Here is a 16,340-nt window from a genome sequence, read left to right as displayed (position 1 = left end):
ATCCCCGAACGGAAGGACCACCATGACCCCGCTGTCCCTGCTGGATTTCTGCACTGTCCGCGACGATGAGACGCCGGGCCAATCCATGGCCCGCTCAGTCGAACTCGCCCAGACAGCGGAGAAGCTGGGGTACGACCGCGTCTGGTACGCCGAGCACCACAACATGCCGTCGATCGCATCGTCGTCGCCGGCGGTGCTCATTTCCCATATCGCCGCCAAGACCGAGAAGATTCGTCTCGGTGCTGGCGGCGTCATGCTTCCCAACCACTCCCCGTATGTGATTGCGGAGCAGTTCGGCATGCTCGCCGAGCTGTACCCGGACCGCATTGACCTGGGTCTCGGACGCGCACCCGGCACAGACCAGAACACTCTTGGGCGGGCCCTCCGCAGGGATCCGATGGCGGCGGAAAATTTCCCGGACGATGTCTTGGAGCTCCAGGGCTATCTCGCCGGGAATTCGGTGGTGCCGGGTGTGACCGCCATGCCGGGAGCCGGAACGAATGTGCCGCTGTACATTCTCGGATCTTCGATGTTCGGGGCGACATTGGCGGCGAAGCTGGGGCTACCGTATTCATTCGCCTCCCACTTCGCACCGACGCACCTGGAGGCGGCGACGACCTACTACCGCGAGAACTACCAGCCCTCCGAGCGGCACCCGGAGCCGTACGTGATCGCCGCAGTGAATGTCACTGCGTCAGATAGCGCAGCGGACGCCGCGCGCCAGACAGAACTTGTCCACCGCGCGAGGGTGCGCGCGCTCCTGGGACGCCAGGGGCGGACCCTCACCGAAGAACAGCTGGACAATGTGATGGCCTCGCCGCAGGGCCAGCAGATCGTCGGTATGCTGCGCTACACCGCGCAAGGCACTGGCGAGCAGGTCGCGGACTACCTGGAGAATTTCGCGGCGCACGCGAAGGCGGACGAGCTGATGGTTTCGTTCCAGTCCCCCACCCACGACGAGGCGGTCCGGGCAATGGAGATCGTTTCCGGCGCAGTCTAGATGAATATTTATGTCGGTGTTTTTGTACTCTAGCGAGAGGTTGTCGGGTAAAGTTTAGACAGTTTGACAAGTTCGAGCCAGGAGAATTCCCATCGCACGCCGACAGCAGCACGAGGAAATCGCGGACTATCTCCGCGGCTTGATCGATGACGGAACCCTCGCACCGGGCGATCCTCTCCCCTCCGAGGCGGAGCTGTGCGCGCAATTCGACACTTCGCGCGGCCCCGTGCGCCAAGCTGTGGCGAACCTGCGGGGCATGGGCCTGATCTCGTCCGGCCGCGGCCGCCGCTCGCTCGTGCTGGAGGCCCCGAAGACGAACAGCTTTAACGCGCTCATCTCCGCATCCGCACTCGTCGCGGAAGCGGGCCAGACCCCGGGCGAGAAGATCATCCGGGTCGCGAGGGAGCCCGCCGGCGAGAAGATCGCTGTGGCGCTCAACCTGAAGGTCAACGACCCCGTCGTGGAAATCGTGCGCGTGCGCTCGGCGAATGGGGTACCGGTGCTCATCGAAAGGCTCGTGTTCCCCCTCCGCTTCGGCGAGCGGTTCCTGGCTTTGACCCCGGAGAGCGAACCTGTGCACGACCAGCTTTTCGACGCCGGCGTGGTCATCGACAACGCGTCCCGCACCGCGCAAGTGGACAGGGCCACCGCCACGCACGCGGAGCTTCTGGAAATTCCGGAAGGCGACCCGGTTTGGCGGCTGGAAATGAGGGGTTTCACATTCCAGGGTGAACCGGTGGAATACGCGGAGAATATTTACCGCGGAGATATGGTCAAGGTCGAACTCAGCAGTGTGCGGGGTGCGTCCATTCCGTTGAGGTTTGAGATCACCGCAGCGCAAGAATAGCCTTTTGCACATGAGAGCACTCGGTACCGTCATGGCGGTACTTTCGGTCGGATTGCTGTCTGCGTGTTCCGCCGGCAGCACGGCATCGAATGTCGGCCGTATCGAACCGGACAGCGTGGTCGTGGGCACGACGTCGGCGCCCGCGTCGCTCGATTTCACCACCACCGGAGGTGCCGCGATCCCGCAGGCGCTCATGAACAACGTGTACGAGACGCTCGTGCGTATCGACGACTCCGGCCAGCCTCAACCCTTCCTCGCCGAAAGCTGGGACATCAGCAACGACAGGACCGAATACACGTTCCACCTCAAAGACGGTGTGGCCTTCTCCAACGGCGAGAAATTCACTGCCGAGACCGCCGCATTCTCAATCAACTACGTGCGGGAAAAATGGACGAACGGGTTGTCCGCACAGATGGCGCCAGTCAGTGGCGTCGAGGTCGTCGATCCGCTGACGTTGAAGGTGACACTTCAGACCCCGTCGAATAGTTGGCTGTGGTCGATGGGGACGCTGACGGGGGCGATGATGGCTCCGGGAGGCATCGATAAGCTCGCGACCGATCCTGTGGGGACCGGGCCGTACATCGTCGATCATTTCGCGCTCGGCGAGTCGATTTCCTTCTCGGCGCGCGACGATTACTGGGGTGATCCCGCGCGGCAGGACGCTGCGATCAGGTACTTCTCGGATGCTGTTTCGTCTGTGAATGCCCTGCGCGTGGGCGATGTCGATGTGGTGTGGGGGCTGCAGGCCCCCGAATTGCTGGAGACTTTGCCCGGTGAATTCGGCGTGGATGTGGGGACGACGAACGGCGAGGTTTTGCTGAGCTTGAACAATAAAGCCGTTCCGTTCAACGACCCGGATGTGCGCCGCGCGGTTGCGTACGCGATCGACAGGGACGCGCTCAACGACATCGTGTGGTCCGGCATGGCCGCTGACACCGGCGGTGCCCCCGTCGCGCCGAGTGACCCGTGGTTCACGGGGAACGATTATTTTCCCTACGACCCCGACAAATCGCGCAAGCTTCTAGCGGGAAAAACCCCAGAAGTGGAGTTGACCGTGCCGTCCCTCCCGTACGCGCAGGACGCGGCGGAACTGATTTTCTCGCAGCTCAAGGACGTCGGCTTCGAGGTGAAGCTGACCACCGTCGAATTCCCCGCGGTGTGGCTGAACCAGGTGCTCAAACAGGCGGACTACCAGTCGTCGTTGATCGCGCACGTCGAACCGCGCGATATGCCGCAGCTGTTTTCCCCCGAGTACTACGTCGGGTACAACTCCGAGGTGGTGCGGGACGATTTCGCCGGGGCGGATGCCGGCACCCCGGATCAGCAGATCGAGTTCATGCACGACGCCGTCGACTCGATCATGGCGGATGCGGGCTCCCTGACCCTGGCAAATCTGCCCAATATCGTTGTCACCGCCCCCGGCGTGAAAGGAGTCGATCCGGACGTGGTCACTGACGGACTCAGCCTGGCGGAGGTGACTAGGGGATGAAGGCGGTCGGACGCTTCGTGTCGCTGCTCTTCGCCGCGAGCGTGATCATCTTCCTGCTGCTGCGCGCAATTCCGGGCGACCCGGCGCGGATCGCGCTAGGTGTGACCGCCTCGGAAGAGGACGTGGCGAAACTGGCGTCGCAATTGGGCACCGACCGGCCGCTGGTCGTGCAGTATTTCGACTGGGTCGGCGGAATGCTGACGGGCGATTTCGGTACCTCCCTGACGAGCAAGCAGGACATCACTCCCCTGGTGATCGACAGGATGCAGGTGTCCCTGATCCTGACGGTGAGCGCCATGGTGCTCTCAATGGCCATCGCCGTTCCTTTAGGCACGTATCTCGTGCGGCGGCGCGGAAAGCTGGACACTGCGATTGTTTCGGCGTTGACCCAGGTCGGGATCGCGGTACCGAGCTTCCTCGTGGGCATTCTCGCCGTCGTGGTGTTCTCCGTGTGGTTGGGCTGGCTGCCGGCGAACGGTTGGGTCCCGCCCAACGCGGGATTCGGCGCGTTCCTGGCGCATCTGGTGTTGCCGGTGATCGCGCTGGCGCTTGTTCAGGCAGCGATCCTCACACGCTATGTGCGCAGCGCAGTCAACGAGGAACTGGACAAAGACTATGTCCGCACCGCCCGTGCTGTGGGCCTGTCCACCCGCCAGGCGCTGTACCGGCACGCCCTGCGCAACGCGTTTCTCCCTGTGCTGACAGTCACGGGACTGCAGTTCACCACTCTGATCGTGAGTGCGGTGGTCATCGAGCGCGTGTTCGCCCTTCCGGGGCTGGGCTCCATGCTGCTGGATGCGGTGGCGACCCGCGACCTCACCACGGTGCAGACCCTCATGATGCTCCTCGTCGTGTTCACCCTGGCGGTCACACTGGTGGTGGACGTGCTGTACAGGTTCATCGACCCGCGGTTGAGGAGCCAGGCATGAGGAAGTGGCTAGGCCTCCTGTTCGTCGGTATGGCGGTGCTCTTCGCTGTGGTCGCGATGGTGTGGACTCCGTACGACCCCGTGCACGCAGTGCCGGCGGAGAGGCTGCAAGGATCAACGCTCGCCCATTGGATGGGGACGGACCAGTACGGGCGCGACGTGCTCAGCCGCGTGATGGACGGGGCACGGACCACGCTGACAGTCGCGGTGGCGTCGGTCGCGCTGTCTGCCACGGTCGGGGTTCCGCTGGGAGTGTGGGCCGGCATGAGCCGCGGCTGGACCGAGCGGCTGATCATGCGGGGCAACGATTTGCTCCTGGCATTCCCCGCGCTGCTGTTGGCCATCGTGTTCACAGCGGTGTTCGGGAGCTCGATGTGGATTGTGGTGCTGGCCATCGGCATCGCCGGTATCCCCGGGTTCGCACGTGTCTCGCGGGTGGGGACGCTGCAGGTGATGGCGCAGGACTACGTGCTCTCGGCGCGGATCTCCAAGGTCTCCGGGGTCGTGATTGCGTGGCGGCATGTGCTGCCGAATATCACCGCGACGCTGGCGGTGCAGGTCTCGGTGGCGCTGGCTTTGGCGATCCTGGCGGAGGCGGGGCTGTCTTTCCTGGGCCTGGGAACGCCTGCGCCGTACGCCTCTTGGGGGCGGATGCTGCAGTCGTCGCAGGCATTCCTCTCCACTGCTCCCCACCTGGCGCTGTGGCCGGGTCTAGCCATCGCCGCGACAGTGCTGGGCTTCAACCTGCTCGGCGATGCTGTGGCTGACAGGAGGTCCCACCGGTGACACTCGTGCATGTTGAAGATGTGTGCATCGACGGGATCCTAGACCGGATCTCATTCGATATCGCGCCCGGCGAACGTCTCGGCCTGATCGGCGAATCAGGCTCCGGCAAGTCGATGACGGCCCTGACGATCATGGGGCTGCTGGATGAGCGGCTCCCGGTGTCCGGGACGGTCACGCTCAACGGGACGGACATGATCGGCTCGTCGCCGCGGGTGAAGCGTAAGCAGCGCGGTTCGACGGTGTCCATGGTCTTTCAGGAGCCGATGACGGCGCTCGACCCGCTGATGACGGTGGAGCGCCAGGTGGCGGAAGCGTGCTCCATTCATAAGGCGCGCGAGCTTCTGCGAGAGGTGGGTGTCGACCGCACGGACGCGTACCCCCACCAGCTTTCGGGCGGACAGCGGCAACGAGTTCTGATCGCCATGGCCATCGCGGGCGACCCGGACCTGCTGATCTGCGATGAGCCGACGACGGCTCTCGACGTGGAGGTGCAGCGGCAGATTCTCGTCCTGCTGGACACACTGGTGCGGGAACGGGGGATGGCGCTGCTGTTCATCACCCACGACCTCGCCGTGATCAAGAAAATGACCGACCGGGTCATTGTGCTCAAGCACGGACAGATTGTGGACCCCGACGCTGATTTGGATAACCCGCAGGTCGACTACACCGCGCAGTTGGTGGCGGCGTCGAAACCGGGCCTTCCCGCGAAGCTCAGGGAGACCGGCGGGCCGGCGATCGAATTGCGCAACGTGACTTGGAGACGCGGCGGCACGGTGGCGCTCGACGACGTGAGCTTGTCGGTGCGCAAGGGCGAGCGGATCGGCATCGTGGGCGGTTCCGGCTCGGGCAAGACGTCGCTCCTGCGGATCATTTCGGGGCTCAACCAACCGGATTCGGGAACGGTGAACGTCGACGGGGGCCTGCAGATGGTCTTCCAGGACCCGTACTCGTCGCTCAACCCGCGCCGCACGGTCCGCGATTCGATCAAGGAGGCGGGCGCAGGCGACACACGGGCAGACGAGGTTCTCGCGCAGGTCGGACTTGAGGGAGTTGGCGGCCGCTACCCGAGCCAATTTTCGGGCGGCCAGCGGCAGAGGATCTCGATCGCGCGCGCCGCGGCCCCGCACCCGGAGATCCTCATCGCGGACGAACCGGTCTCAGCCCTCGACGTGTCCGTACGGGCGCAGGTGCTGGAGCTTATCGACGAACTGGTCGTCCACGACAACGTCACCCTCGTCTTCGTGTCCCACGATCTGTCCGTTGTCCGGCAGGTCTGCCCGACGATCGCGGTGCTCCACCACGGCCGCATCGTGGAGACAGGCCCTACCGAGGAGGTGTGGGCGAACCCGCGGCACGAGTACACCAGGAAATTGCTCGCGGCGATTCCGTAGGGTAAAAGCATGGCTTTCAACATCGTCGTGGTCGGCTCCGTCAACGCCGATCTGACCGTTAACGTTCAGCGGCATCCCCACCCCGGCGAGACGCTGCTGGGCAGCGGCGGCGGCATCACGCCCGGCGGAAAAGGGGCGAACCAGGCCGTCGCGGCGGCGCGTCTGGGAAGCTCCGTAGCGCTCGTGGGGGCGACAGGAAACGACGCGCACGCCGACGACGCGAAGCAGTTGCTTATCGACGCCGGCGTCGACCTCACAGCCGTCGAGACATCCCCCACCCCGACCGGACTGGCGGTCATCACAGTTGCGGCGGACGGAGAGAACACCGTGATGGTGGTGCCGGGGGCGAACGGTGTGGTGGGGGCAGGTGTCGTCGATAAGCATGCTGCGTTGATTGCCGACGCGGAACTTGTTTTGTTGCAGGGCGAGATCCCCGCGGATGGTTTCGCGCGGGCGGTCCAGCTGGCGCGCGGGCGCGTGGTGGTGAATCTGGCGCCGGTGATCGAGGTGGACCGGGAAGCTCTGCGAAGAGCCGATCCGCTGATCGTCAACGAGCACGAGGCGCAGCTGGTGCTCGGAAAGAAGTCTTCGCCTGAGGTCTGTGCGGACGAGCTGTTGCGCGAATTTCCTTCTGTCGTCGTCACGTTGGGTGCAGACGGGGCGCTGGTGGGAAATGGCGGCGGAGTCGTGCGGGTCGCATCTCCCCGTGTGGAGTCTGTCGATTCCGTTGGCGCAGGCGACGCCTTCACGGGCGCGCTGTGCCACCGCCTCATTCAGGGCGATTCTCTCGTGGAAGCCGCCCGTTTCGCGGCGAAGGTGGGTGCTTTCGCGGTCACGCGCCCCGGCGCTCAGCCCTCGTTCCCCTGGGCGGGCGATATCTCGTGAATCGCGCGGAATAGTTCTTGTCCGTGGTTGTAGATAGCGTCGTGGTCCCACTCCGGGTGGGTCCAGACGGTGAGATTGCCGATCGCGGAGGCCGCCTGTTTTGCCAGGTCAATAGGGACGAACATATCGCGCTCGAAGAGGGCGACGGTGGCGGGGACCTCGTTTTTGGCGAGCTGGGTTTCGTCGAAAAGCGGGGGCCAGTCGTATGTTTCCATCTCCTCGACCGCGGCTCTGAACGGCTTTAGCGCGGGATCTTCCTCAAAATGGTGCCGGAAGAAATGGTTGCCGAGCAAATAGTAGGACTCAGCTGAGGCCGGATCTGCTGCGAGGTGCGATTGCCCCACCGCATCCGAAGAACCGATGAGGGTTTGGTGGACGACCGGCCACAGCGGGTTGACCTCCGTGCTGATGAAGCCGCTGACCTGGGCGAGAAAATCCTTTCGGAGCCGCTTTTCGTGTTCGTAGAAGGGTGATTCCAGCAGGTTAGCCAGCATGGTGAAGCCGAATTCTGCGCCCAACGCCACGCCGATGAAACGGAAGCGGTTCGCGGAGAGTTTCTCCCCCGTCGGCAAGAATTCGTCTGTTTCTTGCAGGTGCGCGCACACTTTTCGGACGTTCTCCTCGGCGAAGGGAACAGCGTCGTAGAACTCTTGGCAGCGCTTATCGACGAGATTCAGCGTGATCTCATTATACTCGTCCGGGGTCCAGCCGATGTGGGGAAGAGCGCCGGTGAGAAATGCCCTTCCGAGTCCTTCCGGAGCGAACGATAGATAGGCGCCCACGCACAACGCGCCGAAGGAATTACCCAGCACGTCCCACGTCTCGAATCCGAGATGGCGCCGCAGATCTTCCGCGTCCGCCACCACGTCCGGGCAGCGCAATTTCGACAGGATCTCTGGGCGGATGAGGTCCGGGGTGCCCTTGTCGATCTTGCCGGACCGGCCGGTGCCGCGTTCGTCGAGAAGAAAAACGCGGTAGTGCTTGAGCGCCTCCGGGATCCATCCCTGCACCATGCGCGGCGCCGGATTGCCCGGACCGCCCTGCAGGAACAACAGGGGCGGAAGGGACTCGTCCGTGTACAGCTCGCGCGCAAAGAGCGTGAACGTGCCGAGATCCGAGTTTGTCCGGTCCCACGGCACCTTTAACTCATGCTCACGGGTGGACGCGTTCGGCGGAATGATCGTTGAAAACACGACCCGAGTATAAGGGGGTCAGTCGAGGGGTGCTCCGGCAAGGAATTCAAATGCATCAATCCATGTCACGGAGCCCGTGGAGGGAGGAATCCGGTCAGCAGTGATCAGATAGGTGCGGGCGCGGTCCGCGTTTGCCGCCAAGGGGCGCAGCTCGCGCTCGAGCGTCGACGCATCATCGGTGGAGTACGCCACCTGGATGAAAGCCGTATCCTTGCCCCGCGTGGCCACGAAATCAATCTCTGCGTTTTTCGAATGCCCGGTGGAGACCCGGTACCGGCGTCTCCTCAATTCCAGGTAAACCATGTTCTCCAGATCGTGCCCCCGGTTCACATCCCGCGATCCGAGGAGAGCAGTCCGGAGACCGGGGTCGACGAAATAGAACTTCCCGTTCGTTTTCAACCACTGTTTTCCCTGGGTATCGTACCGGGAGCACCGGTATATCAAGTGGGCATCTTCCATCAACCCTAGGTAGCGGTCGACCGACTCCGGCGAGGAGGAGTAGCCCTGGCTCTTCAAATGGCTACTGATTTTGTTGGTCGACAACGGGGATCCCGCGTTATCGAAAACGAAGCGCGCCACGCGAAGGAAGACTTCGGTGTCGCGGATCTGGCCGCGGGTGGCGATGTCCCGGGTGAAGATCGAATCGAACAGGCTGGAATTGATCTGGTCTGTGATGTCCGGGTCCCCAGCCAGCACTGCCGCTGGAAACCCACCGATATCCATCCACGTCCGATACGCCTCCGCGCTGCTGCCCGAATCCTTCCTGAATCTCCGGAACTCGGCGAGCGACAGGGGGAGCATATGGAGCTCGATATACCTGCCGGCGAGGTACGTCAACGACTCACCGGAGAACATCGTGGCATTTGATCCCGTGACGCATATTTCGAGACCGGGATTCACCCGCAATGAATTGACTACACGGGACCAGTCACCTAGCTCTTGAACCTCGTCGACGTGGAGATACCGGACAGAATTCACTTCGACCTGCTCGAGAACATGAAGGAGAAACGCATCAGGTGAGCGCAAAGCGTCGTTGGCGGCATCCTCGAAGTTGATGGTCAGGATCGACCGCGGGTCCGCTCCTGAGGCCACGAGTTCTTCCCGGTACAGCTCAAGTAGCGTGCTCTTGCCGCAGCGGCGCACACCGGTGATGATTCGCACCAAGTCTCGTTCGTGAACGCGGCGGAGAAAATCTAGGTAGTCGTCTCGCGGAAAAGCCCTCATGTTTTTCAGGTATACCTGAAAAACTCGCAGACCTGGAATAGTTTTTCAGGTATACCTGAAAAACTATTCCTCGTCGGTGGACAGGGCCTCGACGAATGCTTCCTGGGGCACCGTGACGGAACCAATCGACTTCATGCGCTTCTTACCGGCCTTCTGCTTTTCCAGCAGCTTACGCTTACGGGAAATATCGCCGCCGTAGCACTTGGACAAGACGTCCTTGCGCAGCGCGCGGATATTCTCGCGGGCGATGATCTTGGAGCCGATGGCCGCCTGCACAGGAACCTCGAACTGCTGGCGGGGAATCAATTCCTTCAGCTTCTTGGTCATCTTGTTGCCGTACCACTGGGCGGAATCGCGGTGGACGATGGCGGAGAAGGCATCGACCGGGTCGCCCTGCAGAAGGATATCCACCTTGACAAGGTCGGCGGGCTGCTCACCGGCTTCCTCGTAGTTAAGGGAGGCGTAGCCCTTCGTGCGGGATTTGAGCATGTCGAAGAAGTCGAAGATGATCTCGCCGAGCGGCATGATGTAGCGCAGCTCGACGCGCTCCTCAGAGAGGTACTCCATATTCTTCATCTGGCCGCGCTTGGACTGGCACAGCTCCATGGTGGCGCCCACGAATTCCTGCGGGACGATGAGCGTCATATTCACGACCGGCTCGTAGATTTCCTGCAGTTTCCCGCCCGGCCAGTCGGAAGGGTTGTGCACCAAGGACTCGGAGCCATCCTCCGCAATGACGCGGTACGTGACGGACGGCGCGGTGGAGATCAGGTCGAGATCGAACTCGCGCTCAAGGCGGTCGCGGGTGATCTCCATGTGCAGCAGGCCAAGGAAGCCGCAGCGGAAACCGAAGCCGAGGGCGACGGAAGTCTCCGGCTCCCAGGTGAGGGAGGCGTCGTTAAGCTGAAGCTTCTCCAAGCTCTCGCGCAACGTCGGGAAGTCCTCCTGGGACACCGGGAACAGGCCCGAATACACCATCGGCTTCACGTCCTCGAAGCCGGCGAGGGGTTCGGAGGCACCCTTGGAAGCCCAGGTGACGGTGTCGCCGACACGGGTCTCGCGGACATCCTTCACGCCGGTGATGAGGTAGCCGACCTCGCCGGGCCCGAGCCCCTTCGTCTTCTGCATCGTCGGGGAGACAATGCCGATCTCGAGGATGTCGTGGGTGACACCAGTGTTCATCATGGTCACCTTCTGGCCTGACTCGAGCTTGCCGTCGATCATGCGGATGTAGGTGACCACGCCGCGGAACGTGTCGTAGACGGAGTCGAAGACGAGCGCGCGGGCCGGCGCGTCGGCCCCCTCTTCGGCAAGAGACGTCGGCGGCGGAATCAGCTCGACGACCTTGTCCAGGAGCTCCGCCACGCCTTCGCCGGTTTTACCGGATACGCGCAGGACTTCCTCCGGCTCACAGCCGATGATGTGGGCGATCTCTCCCGCGTACTTCTCTGGGTCGGCGGCGGGCAGGTCAATCTTGTTCAGCACCGGGATGATCTCGAGGTCGTTCTCCATCGCCATGTACAGGTTGGCGAGGGTCTGGGCCTCGATGCCCTGGGCTGCGTCGACAAGCAGAATGGCGCCTTCGCACGCGTCGAGCGAACGCGACACCTCGTACGAGAAATCCACGTGGCCCGGGGTGTCGATCATCTGCAGAATCGTCTGCTGGCCGTCCTTCGTGGTCCACGGCAGGCGAACGTTCTGGGCCTTGATCGTGATGCCGCGCTCGCGCTCGATATCCATGTTGTCGAGGTACTGGTCGCGCATGTCGCGCGCCTCGACCACGTTGGACAACTGGAGGATCCGGTCCGCGAGGGTGGATTTGCCGTGGTCGATATGCGCGATGATGCAGAAATTCCGGATCTGCGCCGGATCCGTGAACGTCGTCAACGCGAAATTGGTGCTCGTCTTCGCCATCGCCATCCCTCCTGAAAAACTAAGGTCACCATACCGTGAGCGCACTGCCGGAGGGCAATCGCCGTCACGCGCTAAAGTATGCAGCAGAAAGGGAGGCTGCAATGAACGACAACAGTCCGTGGCTCGGTGCGCAACCGGTGCGCCGCGACTGGCAGGCGTCGACCGAACTGTTCCCGAAAGACTTCAGCCGCTTCGTGCTGCCCCAGAACCTCGACCAGCTCATGGACGGCACCAACGCGCACACCTTCCGCACCTACGACGAGTTCATCCGCTTCATCGAGCCCGTCGCACCCGCGCCGCCCGCCCGGAAGACCTCGGGCATGGCCACGTCGTGTTCAGTCTTGGCGGCGACCTGCGCCGTCATCTCCGTGATCGCTATCGCGGCCGGTGCGGTGATCCCCAACCTCGATGCCGTCCTGGCCGGCATCGGTGCCGCTTTCGCCGCCTTTGTTTTCGGTCTCGTCGCCATGGGCCAACAGATGATCTTTAGCTCCGCCCAGAAACGGCAACTTCCGCCGCAGCAACGGTTGATCCAGAAATTCGGCGGCGAACCGGCAGCGGCCCTTCCCGTGTTCATCGTGGACCGGCTGACCATGACAGCCGAGGAAAACGACGTTCTCGATCAATGCTTGGGCATGTACAACTACTGCCAGGCCAATCGGCTCCCCCTCAGCGCCGACCACTGGCGCGCGCTCACCCAGCAGGCCCTGGCCCAAACCCGCTTCGCGCGCCACAACGGCGAGCCAGAGGCGCTGGCCGATCTGCGCGCGAATATTGAGCGCCTGGAACTCTAGGACTACACAATGAAATTCTTACGGCGGTTTGCCGATAGGACGACGGCGCTCGACCAGGGGCTGGAGATCCTCAACGACCGCATGGGCAACTCCCCCACCAGCCAACGCCGCCGTGCCGCCCGGGCGCGCGTCGTGCCCACCGGGGAGATCTCACGCAACATCTTCTACGCCCCTGACATGGACGGGCAAGCCGAACCCGGCGAAGTGGTATGGTTCAACATTCCGACTGTTCCGCTGCGTGAAAGGGCTCTGCTCGTCGTGGGGCGCGACCACCACGATGTCCTGGGGCTGCTGATCTCCGCCAACGAAGACCACGCCGACGAGGCGAATTGGCTTCCCATCGGATGCGGCGAGTGGAACCCTTCCGGTGAGCCGTGCTGGGTGCGGCTGGACAAGACCCTCTACGTTCCCGAGACCGACCTGCGCCGGCGCGGAGCGCTGTTTCCCGCCCGCCTCTTCGAGCACATCGCCGAGCACCTGCGCAAGCGCTTCGACTGGGCCTAGGACGATTTTGGACGACGACGTTCCGGCTGCTAGGGTATGACAGGTTATTCGCACTGATTGTTCGGGTGCGCCGCGCGCCGCGGGCAGGACCTTGGGTCCGCGGCTCCCCTCCACAAGACGTGGCGCAGTAGTCCCAGAACCAGTCAGGTAGTCGAATGCACGAGATCATCCGACAAGATTCAAGAGGTACCTCATGGCTAACATCAAGCAGCAGCAGAAGCGCGTCCTGACCAACGAGAAGCGCCGCGTCCGCAACAAGAGCATCCGTTCCGCAGTCCGCACCGAGATCCGCAAGTTCAACGAGATCGTTGCCGGCGGCGACAAGACCGCGGCTGAGGAGCAGCTCCGCATCGCGTCCCGCAAGCTGGACAAGGCAGTGACCAAGGGCGTCTTCCACCGCAACAACGCGGCCAACAAGAAGTCCAACATGGCCCGCGCCCTGAACAAGCTCGGCTAATTATCTGCCGGCTTCCATCCCGTCCGCCTTCACGGCGGGCGGGATTTTTCCTTTGAGCCCCCAAAGTGACACCGCGGTCCCGGAGCCGTAATATCCCCCTCATGAAAAAATTTCGCCGAGTTTCGTGCGCAGCATTCACCGCCGCAATGATCGCGCTTTCGGTCCCGCCCGCTGAGGCCTCCGCGCAGCTTTCCTCCACCGGTTCCAGCCAGGCTGCCGGCGTGGCCAAGTCACTCTCCGAATCGGGGCTGGACTTCCGCGTCGTCACCGTCGACGGCATGGTCCGCCCGTACACGCTGGTGCTGCCGCGCAACTACAACCCGCTGCGGGCGTACCCGGTGATCATCGGTTTCGGCGGCTGGCAGCACAGCGCTGGCGGGACCCGGTCGTACCAGCAGCTGGAGCGCGCGGCAGGCGACCGTGCAATCGTCGTCTACCCGCAGGGCTTGGACAACGCGTGGGGCGGCGCCCCGTACGCCCGCACGTCTATGAGCGGCGATATCCGTTTCGTCCGCGCCGTGGTGAATAATGTCGCCTCGATGCACAAGGTGGACCGCAAACGCATTTACGCGGCTGGCCTGTCCAACGGCGGCGGCATGGCGGCGGCGCTGGCCTGCCACGCACCAGATCTCGTCGCCGGTGTGGCGAGCGTCGCCGGGGCGTACTACAACCCGACGGTGAGCAACTGCGCCCCGGGCAAAGTGCCCGCATTGATCATGCACGCGGATAACGACGACACCATGCATTTCGACGGCGGCTCCCGCCATGGCGCACCGTACCGCTCCGTGCCGAGTGTTTTCGCCGACTTCGGCCGCCGCAACGGCTGCGAAACGCAGAAAGACGGCACGCTCACTGGCTGCGACGCCCGCACCGAGCTGCACAAGATCCACGGCGGCGGCCACATCTGGTTCCCCGGCGCCACCGACCGTGTGGTGCGCTTCTTCCTGGGTTAGGAGCCCAAACCGACGATTCCGCGCACGACCAGGAAGGTACCGGCGGCGATGAAGAAACCGCCGGCACCCATGTCGATATAGGGCCCGGCGCTGAACAGGCGGCGGCGCACACGGTTGGTGGACACGACCAAGCTGAAGCTGATAAACAGCAGGAATGCCGTGAACCACAGCGCGAAAATCACGACGGCGGCGGTGCCAATGCTGGGACTCGGCGGCAGCAGCGGCGCGACCAGCGCCGCAAGGAACAGCACGATCTTCGGGTTCGACAGGTTCGTGGTCAACCCCTTGATGAAGCTGTCGCGCGTCGTGCCCAACCGGTCCTCCGCGTCATCGAGGTCCAGCGGCGGGTTTTCGCGGTCCCTCCACCCCTGGCGCGCGGTGGTGTAGCCCATGAACATGATCCAGGAGCCGCCGGCAACTTGGATCAGCTCCAGCAACCACGGGAACGCGGTCAGAACAGCCGCGGCACCGAGAACCGTCAGGGTGATCCAGAAGAACGCCCCGACGTAGATCCCCAGCGTCGCCGCGATGGCATGCCGGCGTGAACGTGTTGCCAGGCGCGTGAGCAGGACAATATCTGGCCCAGGGGTGGCTGCACCGGCCAGGTTGAGGAGAACGATCGCCGCGAGGTCCGCGGGATTCACTTGCTCATCTTCTCCACGAGGTCGTCGCGCTCGAACATCTTCGCCGTGGCGATCGCGTCGGGGGTTCCGGCGGTGGGGTCGGCACCGGCGTCAAGGAGGACGTCGATAAGCGCGTCCTCCTTCTTGAACACAACGCCCGCGAGCGGCGCCTGGCCGCGGTCGTTGAGCTTGTTCACGTCCGCGCCACGCTCGATGAGGCCTTTGACCAGCTCAACATGGCCGGAGTAGGACGCGAGCATGAGGAACGTGTTGCCGTCCTGGTTGGTCATGTCCACGGCGACGCCCTGGTCGACGTAATCCAACAAGGTCGTGTCGCCGGAGCGCGCCATGTTGAACAGGCGGGTGGCGAATTCTTGCACGTCTGCGGGAATCTCAGTCACGCTGACGCACATTATCACGCGAGTTGGGCAATGCGCCGGACAGCATCCTCAACTGCGAATTCGGGGTCGCCGCCCTGACCTTTGACCACGGCGTCGAGTTCGGCGACGATGATCACCGCCTCGCTGACGGCGTGGCCGGACCAGTTGCGGGCCACCTGCATTGTTTTCTTCGCGACGAACGGGTGCATCCCCACCGTCCGCGCAATCTGGTCGGGATTGCCGCGGGTCTGGTACAGCTTCGCGATGTCGCCGACTTTGTTGGCCAACGCCGCCGTGATGGCGACCGGACTGATCCCGAGTTGGAGGGCGCGGCGGGTACTGGCCAACGCGCGGTCGGTGCGACCCGCGACCGCCTGGTCCGCGATGTCGAAGCCGGAGACCTCCGCCACGCCTGTGTAGTAGGCGCGCACGGCCGAAACGGTGATTTCCCCTTCGGTGTCCTCGACGAGCTGCTCGATCGCGGATGCAAGTTCACGGAGGTCCGATCCGACCGATTCCAGCAGTGCCCCGATCACGTCCGGGGTGGGGCGCACCCCGCGGCGGCGGAATTCTGACGTGACCCAGCTTTGCCTTTCCCTCTGGTTGAGTGTTTTCGCTTCGTGCACTTCGGCAGCTTTGCTGAATTTCGGCACGTACGACTTGTTGCGGCCTTTGCCGCTGTGCACGATCACGAGGGTCATGCCCGGCGCGGGGTCGACGGCGGCCTGCAGGAGCAGCTCCGTCGGTTCTTTTCCGGCAAGTTCGGTGTTGGTGACCACCACAACGCGCTCTTCAGCGAACAGCGACGGGCTCGTTGCCTGCGCAAGCTCGGAGGCGGTCACTTCCCCGGCGCGCAGTTTGGTCACTTCCGCGGCGGGGCCAGCTTCGTCGATGATGCTCTGCATGGCGCGCTCGGCGAGAAACTCATCTTCGCCGACGACGAAGTGGACCGGACTCATCATGCCGGTCATT

At 63.5% G+C, this 16,340-nt stretch carries 17 protein-coding genes; 11 read left to right on the top strand and 6 right to left on the bottom strand.

The features are described 5' to 3' along the window. Nucleotides 1-22: 22 nt before the first annotated feature. From QYR03_RS10635 to QYR03_RS10605, 7 genes are all read left to right on the top strand, one after another. A complete protein-coding gene (locus QYR03_RS10635) occupies nucleotides 23-1,000 on the top strand; it encodes an LLM class flavin-dependent oxidoreductase (protein WP_259851173.1) in 978 nt (325 codons plus the stop codon). A gap of 139 nt (nucleotides 1,001-1,139) precedes the next feature. After that, the gene (locus QYR03_RS10630) at nucleotides 1,140-1,847 is read left to right on the top strand and encodes a GntR family transcriptional regulator (protein WP_301978648.1); all 708 of its coding nucleotides are present in this window, start codon (nucleotides 1,140-1,142) and stop codon (nucleotides 1,845-1,847) included. 10 nt (nucleotides 1,848-1,857) lie between these two features. Then, nucleotides 1,858-3,336 (top strand): ABC transporter substrate-binding protein, encoded by a 1,479-nt coding sequence (locus tag QYR03_RS10625; protein WP_301712868.1) that lies wholly within the window; start codon nucleotides 1,858-1,860, stop codon nucleotides 3,334-3,336. After that, nucleotides 3,333-4,265 (top strand): ABC transporter permease, encoded by a 933-nt coding sequence (locus QYR03_RS10620; RefSeq protein ID WP_301712869.1) that lies wholly within the window; start codon nucleotides 3,333-3,335, stop codon nucleotides 4,263-4,265. The genes QYR03_RS10625 and QYR03_RS10620 overlap by 4 nt, the downstream gene beginning before the upstream one ends. Next, entirely contained in the window at nucleotides 4,262-5,050 is a 789-nt protein-coding gene (locus QYR03_RS10615; protein WP_301712870.1) for an ABC transporter permease, read from the top strand. Before QYR03_RS10620 ends, QYR03_RS10615 begins: the two co-directional genes overlap by 4 nt. Then, the gene (locus QYR03_RS10610) at nucleotides 5,047-6,441 is read left to right on the top strand and encodes an ABC transporter ATP-binding protein (RefSeq protein ID WP_259851177.1); all 1,395 of its coding nucleotides are present in this window, start codon (nucleotides 5,047-5,049) and stop codon (nucleotides 6,439-6,441) included. The genes QYR03_RS10615 and QYR03_RS10610 overlap by 4 nt, the downstream gene beginning before the upstream one ends. A gap of 9 nt (nucleotides 6,442-6,450) precedes the next feature. Then, nucleotides 6,451-7,326, top strand: coding sequence for a ribokinase (locus tag QYR03_RS10605; protein WP_301712871.1), 876 nt, complete (start codon nucleotides 6,451-6,453; stop codon nucleotides 7,324-7,326). On the opposite strand, the gene QYR03_RS10600 is transcribed toward QYR03_RS10605, so the two are convergent. The 3 genes from QYR03_RS10600 to lepA all read right to left on the bottom strand — a co-directional run bounded on the left by QYR03_RS10600 (nucleotide 7,290) and on the right by lepA (nucleotide 11,657). Continuing rightward, nucleotides 7,290-8,519 (bottom strand): alpha/beta fold hydrolase, encoded by a 1,230-nt coding sequence (locus tag QYR03_RS10600; RefSeq protein ID WP_301712872.1) that lies wholly within the window; start codon nucleotides 8,517-8,519, stop codon nucleotides 7,290-7,292. The genes QYR03_RS10605 and QYR03_RS10600 overlap by 37 nt on opposite strands. Before the next feature lie 18 nt (nucleotides 8,520-8,537). Beyond that, entirely contained in the window at nucleotides 8,538-9,743 is a 1,206-nt protein-coding gene (locus QYR03_RS10595; protein ID WP_301712873.1) for an ATP-binding protein, read from the bottom strand. A gap of 63 nt (nucleotides 9,744-9,806) precedes the next feature. Then, the gene (gene lepA, locus QYR03_RS10590; RefSeq protein WP_301712874.1) at nucleotides 9,807-11,657 is read right to left on the bottom strand and encodes a translation elongation factor 4; all 1,851 of its coding nucleotides are present in this window, start codon (nucleotides 11,655-11,657) and stop codon (nucleotides 9,807-9,809) included. Between the two features lie 101 nt (nucleotides 11,658-11,758). Here lepA and QYR03_RS10585 point away from each other — a divergent pair, with 101 nt between their 5' ends. From QYR03_RS10585 to QYR03_RS10570, 4 genes are all read left to right on the top strand, one after another. Then, a complete protein-coding gene (locus QYR03_RS10585; RefSeq protein WP_301712875.1) occupies nucleotides 11,759-12,451 on the top strand; it encodes a hypothetical protein in 693 nt (230 codons plus the stop codon). 9 nt (nucleotides 12,452-12,460) lie between these two features. Next, nucleotides 12,461-12,955 (top strand): type II toxin-antitoxin system PemK/MazF family toxin, encoded by a 495-nt coding sequence (locus QYR03_RS10580; protein WP_259851187.1) that lies wholly within the window; start codon nucleotides 12,461-12,463, stop codon nucleotides 12,953-12,955. A 193-nt stretch (nucleotides 12,956-13,148) separates the two neighbouring features. Beyond that, entirely contained in the window at nucleotides 13,149-13,412 is a 264-nt protein-coding gene (gene rpsT / locus QYR03_RS10575) for a 30S ribosomal protein S20 (protein ID WP_259851188.1), read from the top strand. A gap of 101 nt (nucleotides 13,413-13,513) precedes the next feature. Continuing rightward, complete coding sequence (locus QYR03_RS10570) at nucleotides 13,514-14,365, top strand: PHB depolymerase family esterase (RefSeq protein WP_259851189.1); 852 nt, start codon at nucleotides 13,514-13,516, stop codon at nucleotides 14,363-14,365. Here QYR03_RS10570 and QYR03_RS10565 read toward each other — a convergent pair. Genes QYR03_RS10565 through holA form a run of 3 tightly spaced genes read right to left on the bottom strand, consistent with a single transcriptional unit; the run spans nucleotide 14,362 to nucleotide 16,339 of the window. Next, nucleotides 14,362-15,009, bottom strand: a complete 648-nt coding sequence (locus QYR03_RS10565) for a LysE family translocator (protein ID WP_259851190.1) — start codon at nucleotides 15,007-15,009, stop codon at nucleotides 14,362-14,364. The genes QYR03_RS10570 and QYR03_RS10565 overlap by 4 nt on opposite strands. Beyond that, nucleotides 15,006-15,401 carry an ankyrin repeat domain-containing protein gene (locus tag QYR03_RS10560; protein ID WP_259851191.1) on the bottom strand — a complete coding sequence of 132 codons (396 nt, stop codon included), beginning with the start codon at nucleotides 15,399-15,401 and terminating at the stop codon, nucleotides 15,006-15,008. Before QYR03_RS10560 ends, QYR03_RS10565 begins: the two co-directional genes overlap by 4 nt. 2 nt (nucleotides 15,402-15,403) lie before the next feature. After that, nucleotides 15,404-16,339, bottom strand: coding sequence for a DNA polymerase III subunit delta (gene holA, locus QYR03_RS10555; RefSeq protein ID WP_259851192.1), 936 nt, complete (start codon nucleotides 16,337-16,339; stop codon nucleotides 15,404-15,406). Nucleotide 16,340: the final 1 nt, after the last annotated feature.

Origin of the sequence: Corynebacterium sp. P4-C1, from assembly GCF_030503595.1 — a bacterium.
GTDB lineage: Bacteria > Actinomycetota > Actinomycetes > Mycobacteriales > Mycobacteriaceae > Corynebacterium.
Note: the sequence above shows the minus strand (reverse complement) of the source record. Positions and strands in the feature narration are given on the sequence as shown.

Excerpts from the sequence above, each read along its gene's own strand:
- QYR03_RS10560 (WP_259851191.1), bottom strand. The coding sequence starts at position 15,401 with ATGTGCGTCAGCGTGACTGAGATTCCCGCAGACGTGCAAGAATTCGCC.
- QYR03_RS10605 (WP_301712871.1), top strand. The coding sequence starts at position 6,451 with ATGGCTTTCAACATCGTCGTGGTCGGCTCCGTCAACGCCGATCTGACC.
- QYR03_RS10570 (WP_259851189.1), top strand. The coding sequence starts at position 13,514 with ATGAAAAAATTTCGCCGAGTTTCGTGCGCAGCATTCACCGCCGCAATG.
- QYR03_RS10615 (WP_301712870.1), top strand. The coding sequence starts at position 4,262 with ATGAGGAAGTGGCTAGGCCTCCTGTTCGTCGGTATGGCGGTGCTCTTC.
- QYR03_RS10625 (WP_301712868.1), top strand. The coding sequence starts at position 1,858 with ATGAGAGCACTCGGTACCGTCATGGCGGTACTTTCGGTCGGATTGCTG.
- QYR03_RS10580 (WP_259851187.1), top strand. The coding sequence starts at position 12,461 with ATGAAATTCTTACGGCGGTTTGCCGATAGGACGACGGCGCTCGACCAG.
- holA (WP_259851192.1), bottom strand. The coding sequence starts at position 16,339 with ATGACCGGCATGATGAGTCCGGTCCACTTCGTCGTCGGCGAAGATGAG.
- lepA (WP_301712874.1), bottom strand. The coding sequence starts at position 11,657 with ATGGCGAAGACGAGCACCAATTTCGCGTTGACGACGTTCACGGATCCG.
- QYR03_RS10620 (WP_301712869.1), top strand. The coding sequence starts at position 3,333 with ATGAAGGCGGTCGGACGCTTCGTGTCGCTGCTCTTCGCCGCGAGCGTG.
- QYR03_RS10595 (WP_301712873.1), bottom strand. The coding sequence starts at position 9,743 with ATGAGGGCTTTTCCGCGAGACGACTACCTAGATTTTCTCCGCCGCGTT.
- rpsT (WP_259851188.1), top strand. The coding sequence starts at position 13,149 with ATGGCTAACATCAAGCAGCAGCAGAAGCGCGTCCTGACCAACGAGAAG.
- QYR03_RS10585 (WP_301712875.1), top strand. The coding sequence starts at position 11,759 with ATGAACGACAACAGTCCGTGGCTCGGTGCGCAACCGGTGCGCCGCGAC.
- QYR03_RS10635 (WP_259851173.1), top strand. The coding sequence starts at position 23 with ATGACCCCGCTGTCCCTGCTGGATTTCTGCACTGTCCGCGACGATGAG.